This window comes from Streptomyces mesophilus (assembly GCF_011044995.1).
Lineage (GTDB): Bacteria > Actinomycetota > Actinomycetes > Streptomycetales > Streptomycetaceae > Streptomyces > Streptomyces mesophilus.
In genome coordinates, this window is the sequence record NZ_JAAKZW010000228.1 from 1 (window position 1) to 12,789 (window position 12,789).

Annotated in this window: 7 protein-coding genes; 3 read left to right on the top strand and 4 right to left on the bottom strand. The window is 70.8% G+C overall.

Features of this window, described 5'->3' with window-relative positions; genetic code table 11:
* On the top strand, positions 1–776 hold a 776-nt coding region (locus tag G6045_RS33665), incomplete at its 5' end, for a phospholipid scramblase-related protein (protein ID WP_165335984.1).
* 33 nt (positions 777–809) lie between these two features.
* On the opposite strand, the gene G6045_RS33670 is transcribed toward G6045_RS33665, so the two are convergent.
* The gene (locus tag G6045_RS33670) at positions 810–4,160 is read right to left on the bottom strand and encodes a molybdopterin-dependent oxidoreductase (RefSeq protein ID WP_165335985.1); all 3,351 of its coding nucleotides are present in this window, start codon (positions 4,158–4,160) and stop codon (positions 810–812) included.
* A gap of 166 nt (positions 4,161–4,326) precedes the next feature.
* A complete protein-coding gene (locus tag G6045_RS33675; RefSeq protein ID WP_328707996.1) occupies positions 4,327–7,359 on the bottom strand; it encodes a family 16 glycoside hydrolase in 3,033 nt (1,010 codons plus the stop codon).
* A 292-nt stretch (positions 7,360–7,651) separates the two neighbouring features.
* On the opposite strand from G6045_RS33675, the gene G6045_RS33680 reads away from it, so the two are divergent.
* A complete protein-coding gene (locus G6045_RS33680; RefSeq protein ID WP_165335986.1) occupies positions 7,652–9,862 on the top strand; it encodes a protein kinase domain-containing protein in 2,211 nt (736 codons plus the stop codon).
* 79 nt (positions 9,863–9,941) lie between these two features.
* Here G6045_RS33680 and G6045_RS33685 read toward each other — a convergent pair whose 3' ends face one another.
* The gene (locus tag G6045_RS33685; RefSeq protein WP_165335987.1) at positions 9,942–11,153 is read right to left on the bottom strand and encodes a glycoside hydrolase family 6 protein; all 1,212 of its coding nucleotides are present in this window, start codon (positions 11,151–11,153) and stop codon (positions 9,942–9,944) included.
* A 131-nt stretch (positions 11,154–11,284) separates the two neighbouring features.
* Here G6045_RS33685 and G6045_RS33690 point away from each other — a divergent pair, with 131 nt between their 5' ends.
* Entirely contained in the window at positions 11,285–11,911 is a 627-nt protein-coding gene (locus G6045_RS33690) for a hypothetical protein (RefSeq protein WP_165335988.1), read from the top strand.
* Between the two features lie 67 nt (positions 11,912–11,978).
* Here G6045_RS33690 and G6045_RS33695 read toward each other — a convergent pair.
* Positions 11,979–12,789: universal stress protein (locus tag G6045_RS33695; protein WP_165335989.1), on the bottom strand; the 811-nt coding region annotated here is incomplete at its 5' end.

Genomic DNA, 12,789 nt, shown 5'->3' on the forward strand with positions numbered 1-12,789 from the left:
GCACCCCCCAGACCCTTCGCTGGTGGGACGGCCACCAGTGGACCGCCCACACCTCCCCCGCCCAGGGACAGGGACAGGGCCAGGTGCCGCCCCAGGCGAGCCCCTACGACCAGCACCAGGTCCAGCGCCAGGTGCAGGAGCAGGCGGGCCTCACCCCGACCGGCCACAGCGGCGGCGGCACCCTGTTCAGCGAGCCCGTCCTGGTCGTGAACCAGAAGGCCAAGCTGGTCGAGCTCACCAACGAGTACGCGGTCTTCGACCAGCAGGGCAACACCCTCGGCTCGGTCGTCCAGGTCGGCCAGTCCGCGGCCCGCAAGGTGCTGCGTTTCGTCGCCAGCGTCGACCAGTTCATGACGCACAAGCTGGAGATCCGCGACGCGTACGGCCAGCCGCTGATGCGCCTCACGCGCCCGGCCAAGTTCGTGAAGTCGCGGGTGATCGTCGAGGCCGCGAACGGGCAGCCGATCGGCGAGATCATCCAGCAGAACGCCATCGGAAAGATCAACTTCGCGATCGTGGTGAACGGGCAGCAGATCGGCGCCATCAAGGCGGAGAACTGGCGTGCCTGGAACTTCTCGATCGTCGACCACACCGACACCGAGATAGCCCGGATCACCAAGACGTGGGAGGGCCTCGCGAAGACGATGTTCACCACGGCGGACAACTATGTCCTCCAGATCCACCGCCCCCTCCAGGACCCGCTCCTCAGCCTGGTCGTGGCGACGGCCCTCACGGTGGACACGGCGCTGAAGCAGGACGCTCGCGGGTTCGGGTGAGCGCCGCCCGGAACCAGGCGGCATCGCCAAGAGCTACGCGTCCAGGACCACATCCGACAGCGGCACCGACTGACAGGTCAGCACGTCCGACGGTGGCAAGTCCTCGGACGGCACCACCCGGTGGGCCACATCCCCCTTGAGGACCGCGCACGCGCAGCTCTCGCACTGGCCGACCCGGCAGCCGGAGGACAGTTTCACGCCGGCCCGTTCGCCCACCTCGAGGAGCGTCCCGGCGCCCGGCGTCCACTCCGCCTCGCGCCCCGAGCGGGCGAACCGCACGGTGAAGCGGGCGTCTTCGGGGACGGTGACCTCGCGCCGGGCCGGGCGGAACTTCTCGCTGAAGATCTCGAAGCGCGGCACGCCCCGCTCCCGCAGACCGGCCGTCAGCGCCTCGATCATCGGCTCGGGACCGCAGAAGTAGAACCGGGCACGTGCCGAGATCATCGTGGACGGCGCGATGTCGTCCACCCCGATGAAGCCGCGCCGGTCGAAGTCGCGGCCCTCCTTCTCGTACGGGAAGGGGTTCGCGTAGTAGTCGACGACACGCAACTGCCGTATGCGAGAGCGGAGTTCACGCACCCGCTCCCGGAACGGGTGGTCCTCGCCGTGCGCGTTGCCGTAGTACAGCACCACCTCGGGGACGGTGCCGCCGGTCGCGGCGAGCGTCTCCAGGTAGCTGAGGAACGGGGTGATGCCGATGCCGCCCGCGACCAGGACCACGGGGGTGTCGGTGTGCGTGGGGATGCCGAACACACCGCCGGGCGCGGCGAGTTCGAGCCGGTCGCCGATGCGCAGTGCGTCATGGGCGTACGCGGAGAAGGCGCCCTCGGCGATCCGGCGGATGGCCAGGGTGTAGACGGCGCGGTCGGCGTCGAGCGCCGGGCCGGTCAGTGAGTAGCTGCGCGCGAGCTCGTCCTGTCCTTGCGGGCGTACGGTCAGATGCTGGCCGGGCCGGTAGTCGGGCAGCCGGCCGCCGTCCACCGGGGCAAGCGACAGGGTGCGTACGCCGCGGCCCTCCTGGCCGCAGGCCGTGACGGTGAAGGTGCGGCGGCCCGTCCAGGCTTCATCGCCGGGCAGCGGCCGTACGTCGCAGACCTGGGAGCGCAGCGGTACGGAGCCGCTGAGCGGGTCGGCCGTGGCGTGGTCGACGAGCCGGTTGTAGTTGCTGCCGAGCGCGCTGAGCGGATCGGCGGCGGGCAGCGCGAGGTCGGTGGCCGCCTGCCACCAGCCGTATTCGCCCACCACGACGGACGGGTGGAGCGACGCGTCGAAGCGGGCGCGCAGCCGGATGGAGCCGCGGCGGGTGGCGAGTTCGACCCACTGGCCTTCGGCGATCCCGCGGGCCGCGGCCGTGTCGGGGCCGATGTCCAGACACGGGTCGGCGGCGCGGCGGCGCAGGGTGGTCAGGCCGCGCTGCTGACTGTGCACGAAGTAGCCGTGCTTGGCGTTGGTCAGGACGAGCGGGAACTCCGGGTCGGGAGCGGCCGGTTCGCGGTGCGCGGGCACGGCGGGGTAGCCGTGCGCGAGCAGCCGTTCCGAGTACAGCTCGACGCGGCGGGTCGGGGTGGCGAAGCCGTCGCGGGTGTACTTGCGGTACGCGACCGGCCGGGGAATCCGTACCCCGCCGGGCTGTTCGCGCAGGGCCTCGGCGGTCAGGCCGAGGGGTTCGAGCTGCCAGTTCCAGGCGGCCTCGATGTCGCCGTCGAAGAACAGCTCCCCCATCCCCATCCGGCAGGCGAGCGCGAACACGACCTCCGTGTCGGAGCGGGCCTCGCCCTGCGGCTCGACCGTCCGGGGCCTCAGCTGCACCTGCTCCTGGGCGCGGTGCCCGATCTCGAAGCCGAAGCGCAGCCCTTCGTGCTCGTAGGCGCTGCTGACCGGCAGGAGGTAGTCGGCGGTGGCGCTGGTGGGGTTCTCGAAGAGGTCGAGATGGACTTGGAAGTCCAGCCGCGCCAGCGCCCGCGCGACCCGTTCGGAGTCGGGCTGGGCGACGACCAGGTTCGAGCCGAAGCAGACCAACGCCCGTACGGGATAAGGGTCTTGGTCTTCGATGGCCCGGCACAGGTCGCCGGCGTTGATGTAGCCGGAGGCCTGCGGGCCGAGCGGGTGGCGGTCGAGTCCGAGGGCCTTGGCGCGCTGCTCGGGGGCCAGCCGGCCGGCGGCGGGACGGTAGGGCGGCGGGGGCGAGACGTGGTTGCCGCCCTTGGTGTCGTACGAGCCGGTCAGGGCGTAGAGCGTGGCGAGGGCGCGTTCGGTCTGGGTGGCGTTCTCGCTCTGCGCGACGCCCGTCCAGCCGTAGTACGCCACGGACTTCGCCTTGCCGATCTGCTCGGCCAGCTCCCGGATCTCCCGCTCGGGGATCCAGGTCGTACGGGCGACGCGCTCCGGGGTCCACTCGGCGCAGGCGTCCGCGTAGTGCTGGAAGGCGGGGACGCAGGTGACCCCGCCGGTGAGCGTCGGCACGTAGCGGGTGCCGCGCAGCGCGAACCGCTCGGGCCGGCCGGCCGGGCGGCGGGTGTCGTAGGTCTCCGCGGCGCCGGTCTGCTCGTTCCAGACCACATGGCCCTCGGCGCCTTCGAGGAAGTCGGCGGCCCTGAGGAAGGTGCCGTCGTCCTCCCGTACGAGCAAAGGCCCGTTGGTCCAGGCGCGCACGAACTCCTCGTCGTACCAGCCCTGTTGGATGAGCAGATGCGCGAGACCGAGCGCGAGTGCCGTGTCCGTGCCGGGGCGGATGCGCAGCCAGTGGTCGGCCTGGAGGGCGCTGGTGGAGCGGCGGGGGTCGATCACCGCGAGCTTCATGCCCTTCGCTTGCGCGGCGGAGACGGCGGCGGACTGGGCGAGCCAGGTCTTGGCCGGGTTGAAGCCCCACAGCAGCGCGAGGTCGGCGTGGGCGTAGTCCGGCGGCGGCAGCGGGGTGCCGAAGGTGAAGGTGTGGGCGACGTCCTTGTGCCAGTTGCAGAGCTCGGCGCTGTAGACGGTGTTCGGGCTGCCGAAGCCGCGGATGAACCGCTCGATCCACTCGGTGGCGTCGGACACCATCGTGCCGCTGGGGGTCGCCACCCCGAAGGCCACGGACTCGGGGCCGGTCTCGGCGGCGAACGCGGTGAGCCGGGCGGCGATGTCGTCGAGCGCCTCGTCCCAGGTGACGGGCTCCCAGCCGGGGTCGGGATCGGACTTGGGGTTCGTCCGCCGCAGGGGCGTGGTCAGCCGGCGGGTGCTGTGCGCGATCTCCGGGGCGGCGCGGCCCTTGGGGCACATCGCGGCGCCCGTCGGATGGTCGGGGTCGGGGCGTACGCCGGTCAGGCGGCCGTCCTCGACGGTGAAGATCGCGCCACAGCGGGACTTGCACAAGGTGCAGTACCCGCGCTTTTCGACGACGCCCACGACAGACTCCCAGCGACGGTGAGGGAAGCTACCTCTCCATTGCACACCCTTTGATCGATCATCCGGTGCGGCAGAAGTCCCCAGTCCCCAGGTGCTACGGAGGCGGGCCCGGGACTTTGGTCCCGGGCCCGCGCCCTTAGGGCCTGGCTTTGGATCAGGCGCTAGGTCAGCTCAGCGGCTCCACCCACACATTCCGGAACCGCACCTTGTTGCCATGGTCCTGCAGCTTGATCGCGCCGGCGGCCGGGGTCTCGGGCAGACCCGCACCCGTGGGGCCGTCGATCGCGACGTCGTCGTGCACCTTGCGGCCGTTCCAGATCACCGTGATCCGGGCGTCCTCGGTCTTCTTGCCGTCCGCGTCGAAGCGTGCGGCGCGGAAGGTGATGTCGTAGGACTGCCAGGTCTCGGGGGCCGTGGACATGTTGAAGTCGGCGGGCTTCTTCAGATAGATCGCGCCGGCTTCGTTGTTCGCGGGCGTGGAGTCCCCGAACGAGTCGAGGATCTGCACCTCGTACCGCTCCTGGATGTACACCCCGCTGTTGCCGCGGTTCTGGCCGGTCACATCGTCCGGCAGTTTGGGGACGCGGAACTCGACGTGCATCTTGAAGTCCTTGAAGGACTCCTTCGTACGGAGATCACCGCAGCAGACCTCCATGGACTTCTCTGCCGTGTGCGGCCACTCGGGGCCCCGGCCGTCGGTGTGCTGCCAGGCCGCGGCGATGCTGCCGCCGTCGAAGAGCTGCCGGCGCTCCCCTGGTTTGCGGAGATCGATCGCGTCGAGGTTGACGTGACCGGTGTCGCCCTCGCGTACCGCGTACGTGATCGTGTTGCGGCCCGCGCGGAGGTTCAGCCGCTCGGTCCGCGTGGACCAGCGGTTCCACTCGACCGTGGTGGGCAGGCCGGTCTGCCGCGGATCGCCACCGTTCACCGACACGGAGACGGTCTTCGTGCCGGGTGCGGGGTGCGGGCCGTTGGCGTACCGCAGGCCGACGTCGTACGCGCCCGCCTCCTCGACGTTCACCGAGAAGCTCGCCGACGCGCCCTGCTCACCGAACCCGTCGACGAAGCCGCTGCCGGTGTATCCGGCGTGCTCGGTGTCGACCCCGGCGCTGCCGCCGCGCTCGGCGGACTCCGCGTCGTACGTGGTCACCGGGTTGTCGGGGCCGGGCTTGGAGTTGAGCGTGTACCAGGCCTCGGTGGACCACAGCTGCTCGCCCCCGTCGGAGGAGAACGGCCGCGGCGACCGCACATGCACCACCCGGTCGGACCGCAGGCCCGGGATGGTCAGCCGCACTTTGCGCCGGTCGTCCGACAGCGTGGCCTTGGTGACCGGCAGGGACTCCTCGTCGACCTTCGGGCCGCCGTACGCCGGGCTCGGCGCGTACCGCCACTGCTCGACCGCGTAGGCGCCGTCGGTCAGCTTGGCCGCGGTCTCGTCCGACAGCGGCTTGGTGTAGGTGAGTTCGAAGCCGTCGCCGGTGGCGCGCATGGTCTTGATGTCGAAGGCCGTCTTGCCGTTGGGCGTCAGCTTCTGGAGCCCGAACCGCAGCTTGCCCGTCTGGCCCCAGTTGCCGTCGGCCCCGAGACCGCCGACATAGAGCGCCCCGTCGGGGCCCTCGCTGATCCGCGTGATCCCGGACTCGAGCCCTTGGGTGTGCCGGAAGACCGCGCCCTGGTACTGGCCGTCGACCTTCTCCAGGTCGGCGCGCTGCAGTCCGCCGTAGGTCACGTCACCGAACAGCATCTGCCCGGCGAAGGGCCCCTTCTTCAACTGCAGAGGTGTCGAGGGCGAGTTGGCGATCTCGTTCTGCGGCAGCCAGAGCGCCGGCTTGGTGACGGGCTGGTCGTCGAACGGGCCGTCCGGGTTCATGTAGTGGTTGAAGAACCGGTCCTGCTTGATGTGCATCAGCTTGGAGGCCGGCAGCCAGCCGCCCTGGTTGTCGGTGACGAAGAGATCGCCCTCGGGCCCGCGGCCGATCCCGTTCGGGGTCCGCAGGCCGCCGGCGACGTAACTGACTTTCCCGGTGGCCTTGTTGACCTTGATCGTGGTGCCGCGGTTCGGTGCGGGCTGCGGATCGGTCGTGGCGCCGCCGTAGTTGATCGCCACGGACAGGTTCAGATAGAAGTCGCCCTTGTCATAGAGCAGCCCGAAGGCGAACTCGTGGAAGTTCCCGCCGTAGGGCCACTCGGCGATCTTCTTCGTCGCGTCGACGACATCGTCACCGTTGGTGTCGGAGAGCTCGGTCAGCTGGTGCTTCTCGGACACGTACAGCTTGCCGTCCACGTACTTGATCCCCATCGGCTCCTTGAGCCCCTCGGCGATCTTCTTGTACGTGACCTTGTCGGGCCCGGTCGTCCCGGCAACGTTGTCGAGCAGGTACACCTCGCCCTTGGTCTCGGTGCTGCCGCCCCAGGTCGTGATCGCGAGGCGGCCGTCGGGCAGCCAGTCCATCGCGGACACCTGCGGCTCGAAGCCCTCGGGCCGCAGATCGGTGAGCCGGTAGCCCGGGTTGACCTCGGTCAGCGGCAGTCCGTCGCCGGGGGTGTCGTACGTCCCCTCGCACTCCTTGCGTCCGGGCGCCGTGACCCGTACGACGCCGGCGTCCGTGCTGAGCACGGAGCCCGGCACGGTGGTGTAGTCGCTCGCACCCGGCGGCTTCCACTGCAGGGTGACCTGCTGGCCGCCGCCCGCGTCGAAGTGGTCGATCTTCAGCGCCGTATAGCCGGCATTGAGGGTGATCTCGCCGTCCTTGGGCTCGGCTCCGTGCAGCCCGTCGTGGTCGATGACCTGCTGGTCGCCGAGGAAGAGCCGGGAACCGTCGTCACTGATGAGCCGGAAGCCGTAGCTGCCGGCCTCGGGGACGTTGAGATTGCCGAGGATCTGGCTGACGAAGTTGTCGGAGAACCCGAAGCCCTCGGTCGAGGTCCAGTCGGCGGTCGGGATCAGCTTGTCGACGTTCGGCGTCTGGGCGGGCTTGAGATCGCAGATCTTCTCGAGCCGCGCCTGCACGTCGAACACGCGGAGGGTGACGCCGGGTTCCTGCGGGGGCAGATCGGCGAAGGGGCGGGGGTCGTCGCGTTCTTCGGCGTGCACGGGCGCGGCGAGCGCGCCCGCGAGGAGAGCGGTCAGCAGAAGGCCGGTGGTTCTTCGGGCTCTGCGGCGGATGGTGCGGGATATGCGCGCGGGGCGTGGCTCCACGGTTCCTCCTGCGTGGTTCCGCTGTGGTCAACGCAGACTTCTGTGGCTGGGCGACGCTCAGCGTAGGGACGGTGTCGCTGAGCGTCCATACTTTGTCCACAGAAAGGAGAAACTTGCCGACCGCGCCTTCTCCACACCAAGTCGGCGCAACGCAAGGGCACTTCACCGAGCCCGCCGGGAAGCCGGCCCACTCGCGGCAGGAACGCAGCACCTGCCACTCCCGCCGTCGACCGCACCAAGGGCCGCTAGTCTTCGCTGGTCATGGCCGAATGCGCGTCCAAGTGGGGGGACTGTGGCACTGCGCGGAGGAGATCCCGGACAGATCGGCGGCTACCGGTTGATGGACCGGCTCGGGGCCGGCGGCATGGGCACCGTCTTCCTCGGCCAGGCCGAATCCGGACGGCTCGTCGCCATCAAGGTGGTCCATCAACAGCTCGCGGACGACTACGAGTTCCAGATCCGCTTCCGCCAGGAGGTGGCCGCCGCACGCCGGGTCAGCGGTGCGTACACCGCGCCGGTCGTCGACGCCGATCCGGACGCCGAACAGCCCTGGATGGCCACGCTGTACGTGCCGGGCCGCACGCTGCGCGCACAGGTGGAGGAACTCGGACCGCTGTCCGGCGCGGAGTTGCGCCGTCTCGCGGTCGGACTGGTCGAGGCGCTGCGCGATATGCATCAAGTCGGCGTGATCCACCGGGATCTCAAGCCCGACAACGTGCTCCTCACCGAGGACGGGCCGCGCGTGATCGACTTCGGGATCTCGCGTGCCACGGACCATCACACGCTCACGGTCACCGGGCGGATTCTCGGCACACCGCCGTACATGTCCCCGGAGCAGCTGTCCGCACCGCACCGGGTGCAGGCGTCGTCCGATGTGTTCTCGCTCGGCGCGGTGCTCGCCTACGCCACCTGCGGGCGCGGCCCCTTCGACGCGGAGAATCACTATCTGACCGCGTACCAGGTGGTCCATGAGCCCCCCGACATCGCCCAGTTGTCCGGCTCGATCCGCGAGATCGTGCAGTGGTGTCTGGCCAAGGATCCGGACGAGCGCCCGCGGCCCGCCGATCTGCTCGAGGCCTTCCGCAGAGCACCGGAATCCGAATGGGGAGCGCGGCCGGCCCGGCACGCCGATCGGAGGGTCGGAGCCCGCACCCCTGCCGCCGCACCCGGCGCGGTGCGCCGGCGCCGATGGCGGATCGCCGCCCTCGTGGCCACGGGCGCCGTGCTCGTGGCCGCGGGTACCTACCTGGGACTCCGCGAAGGCTCCGATCCCGACGCCTCGCGTCCCACCGCAGGTGGCACGTCGTCACCGGACACGGCCCGGCAGGGGCCGACCGCCCAGCAGATGCGGGGAGGTCCGCAGTACCAAGCCGTGTACGGGGGTTCCAGTACGGGCTTCAGTGCGTACGCGGACGCTCCCGGGCGTCGGCCGCCAGGCTGGCAGGCCTGGACCTCGGCGGCGCAGGCCGGTCCCTGTGTCTATGCGGACGGGTCCCTCCTGTGCGTCGCGACGGACGGGGACGAGACTCCGCAGGTCACGCGGCTCGGCGCCGCCGACGGCAAGGCCGTCTGGTCGCGGCCCGCCCCGGTGAAGGGGGACGAGGCACCCGTGGTGCTCGACGATCTGGTGATCGCGAGCAGCGAAGGGGGACTTCGGGCCTTCCGCCTCTCGGACGGGAGCCCGCAGTGGTCGCTGCCGCTCGGGGCAACTGTGCGCCGCCTCACGGCGGACGGCGAACGGGTCTACGGGACGACGTCCAACGGCACGCTGATCGCGGTGGACCCGGCCGAGGGCAAGGAGGCCTGGCGCCGGCGGATCCCCACCGCGATGAGCAACCCGGTCGTGAGAGTCGCCGACTCCGTGGTGCACGTGCTCGGCTCCTCGAAGCCACCTCCGGCCGCGGCCCGGGCCGACCAACTGACGCTGCTGCGCGCGGCCGGCGGCGAAGTGGTGAGACAGGTGCGCCTCGAGCGCCCTTGTGACCATTGGAGCCTGGCCGTGGCCACCTCCCCCGACCGGGGCTACTCCTATCTCTGTCAGCCCGACACGCAGCTGACGGAAAGCCCCGGTCTGCTCGAAGCACGTGTGCACGTACCGGGGCCCGAAGGGCCGGCCTTCAGCCGGCAGTTCCCCGATCAAGGTCTCGTGCTCTCGTACACGCGGAGCAATGGGCAGCTCTACGTCGTCCGTTCCGAGTCTCCGCACGGAATCGTCCTCGCCGAACTCGACACCGAGGGCGTCACCCAGTGGCATGCGCCCCTGGGTGTCGCGTGCGATGCCGGCGCACCCGCGCCGGTGGTGGTCACAGGGGAGCTGGCCTACCTCGCCTGCGGACCCAAGGGCGTGGTCGTCGACCTCAACGCACGCAAGGTCGTCCAGCGCTTCACCGTCGACGGCGGCAGTGAACTGGGCACCACCGCATACCCCGACTTCCTGGTCGCCGGCGGCATCGTCTTCGCCCGCCATGGCACCGGCTGGACTTCGGTCGACCCGTTCGCCTGAGAGCCTGCCCCTGGCCAGGAGGCGGACAGGGTGGGGCACCGCCTGGGCGGCGATGCCCCGGCCAAGTCTCCGGCGGGGCTCAACTCCCCGGCAGAATCGGCGGATTGGCCAGCCGCACCAGCTCCAGCGCCTGCTCCCGGAACCAGTCGCCCGCCTTCGGGTCGACCATGCCGCGCTCCGGGTCCTCGGGGCCGGGCGTGCCCCGCAGGCACAGTCCGTCCGACTCTCCCGGGATCTTGATCCACAGACGCGCGTCCTGCAGCGGGTCACCCGTCCGCAGCGTCGGGCGCGCACCGAGCCCACGGTTCGGCGGGTTGCACCAGTCCTGCGGGTCCGTGTACTTGCCGGGCGGCGGCACCCAGGGGCCCTGGCCGTTGCGGCTCGAGTCGGTCACGAAGTGCTTCCAACCGGACGACGGTGTACGGACGTTGGCGGCGATCCACTCGTCCGCCTGCGCACGGGGCCACGACTGGTGCGGGCACTGGCGGGTGTCGCCGCCCTCCCCCGCGTACGCGATGCAGGCCGAGACCAGCTTTCCGTACCAGGAGTTGGCGGGGTCGGTGTTGTAGTTGGAGACGTTGGTGAAGAAGCCCGTGGCCTTCGCGATGCCGCCCTTGAGGAGGCGGGGCGTGATGGAGTCGGGGCCGTGCCAGCCGGGGTGCCCGGTGTCGAGGTAGACCCGCGTGCCCCGCAGCGGCTCCAACTGGTCGATGGCGTAGTTGACTTCGGCATACCGGGCGGCCGTCTTCGTGCCCTGTGCGTCGTCCTGGCCGCAGTCGCTCGGAATCAGGGCGAGCGAGTCGGTCTCCAGGATCACGATCGCCTCGCTGCGGCCGATCCCGCGGGCCACGGCGTCCACCCACGCCTTGTACTCGGCGGTGGTGTTGGCCCCGCCGCCGGAGTAGCCGGAGCAGTCCCGGCCGGGCACGTTGTAGAGCGAGAACACGACGGTGTCGCCTTCCGCGTCCCGTACGACCTGTCGCGCCTCGCGCTCGACCTCGGCCGGGCTCTGGTCCCCGAACCAGACCGCTTGCGGCGTACGGGCCATCGCGAGGATCCCGGCCGCGTCGCGGTACTGGCCTGCGCGGACGAGGTCGAATGCCTGGGTGTACGCGTCGGGGTTGGCGGCGGGTGTGTACAGGCGGGGTCTGTGCCGGTCGTCGGGGCCGCCGTCGGATACGGCGGGCGCGACGGGGGCCGGCGCGTCATCGGCGGTCGCCGCGGGTGCGGAGAGCGCGGCGGCCACGAGGGCAACTGCCGCTGCTATCAGGGGAATTGCTCGACGTCGCATGGTTCACTCCTGGCTCGCAGGGGACATACGGGAGCGCTCCCACGCGATGGTTGTGCAGGGGCATGGACTCGTCAATGGGTTCGACGGGGGCGGGAACGGACGTGGCCGTACCGCTTTCGTAGGCTTTGCAGATGGGTGTGTGCATGGAGGTGCTGATCGTCGACTGGGCTCATCTGCGGTCGGTGCCGGTGGAGCAGCGGGTCCGGATGGTCGAGGAGGCCGCGTTCGGGCCGGACGGCGCGTACGACTACGACCCGCCGGAGGGCTGGACCTGGCCGGATCCCGCAGAGGCCCGCTGGTGGGCGCGGTACGAGTTCGTCTCCACGATGACCTCGTACAAGGCGCACTTCTGGGCCGGTGAACGCTGGGAGGAGCTGCGCCCGTTCGTCGGCCCGCCGCTGCGTGCGGCCCTCGACCAGTTCGGCGCCCCGCTGTTCTGGGGCGACCACAACTACACGTTGCCGCCTCCGCCCGAGCCGCCGTTCTCTCCGGCGATCGTCTCGCGTCCAACCGACTGGCTGCCGCGGACCGCGACCATGCTCTGGCTCGAACCCGAGGACGTGACCGCCCTGCACCGGTTCTGGGTCCGGGCCGAGCCGGAACTGGCGTCCCTGCGGGCGCCTTTCGAACTGCATGTGGTCGAACCCATCGGCTGGATCAAGGACTTCGCGTCCTTTTCGCGGCTCGTCACCGAGTGGGGCGACGTCGTGAGCCGGGCTGCCGAGCGCGGCTGGGGCATCATCGGCCTGAAGTGCTGAGGCCGAGGCCGAAGCCCTCGGGTGATCGGGGCTCACCCTCGGCACAGCCTCTGGGCCGACCGGGAGCTCACTCCCCCGGCACCACCGCCACCGGCCCCTGCGCATGCTGCAGCACCGCGTTCGTGACCGAACCCATCAGCAAGGCGTCCGGGCGAAGACGGCGGCGGTGACGGCCGGCCACGGTCAAGGTCGCGGTCCTCGACGCCGTGACCAGGCGGCCGGCCGGGTCGCCCGCCGTGGCGATCTGCTCGACCCGCACCGACGGATGGCGGGTGCGGAAGGGGGCGAGGCGGGCGGTCTGCGCCTCCTCGAGGTCCTGGCCGACGGGAGTGTCGGAGGTGTCGGCGAGCTCGCCGACCACGAAGAGTGAGGTCAGCGGCACCAAGTAGGTGGAGACGACCTGGAGTTCGGCGCCGCGGCGCTCGGCCTCCGCGAAGGCGAACTCGATGGCGGCGTCGGCGGTCTCGTCGGGGGCGAGGCCCAGGACGATCTGCTCGCGCCCCGTGGCTTCGGGCCGGTCCGCCATGCGGTCCGCGTGCGGCACGATCACGACCGGGCACGGTGCCTGCATCGCCAGCTTGCGGCCCGTGGAGCCGAGCAGCAGAGCGGCGAAACCGCCCAGGCCGCGCGAACCGATGACCATGAGCTGGGCCTTGGCCGCCACGTCGACGAGGGCCGCGGAGGGGGCACCGCCCTCCAGGACGGAGTACGTGACCGGGACCGCCGGCTCCGTACCGCAGGACGGGACACCAGGCGCGTCCGCACGAGCGGCGATCAGGTTCTCGACCCGCCAACGCAGCGGGGACGAACCCGTGCGCGCGGCGACGAACTTCTCCACCTGATCCCGTACCGGGTCGTCCTCCCACTCGGCAGGGGCC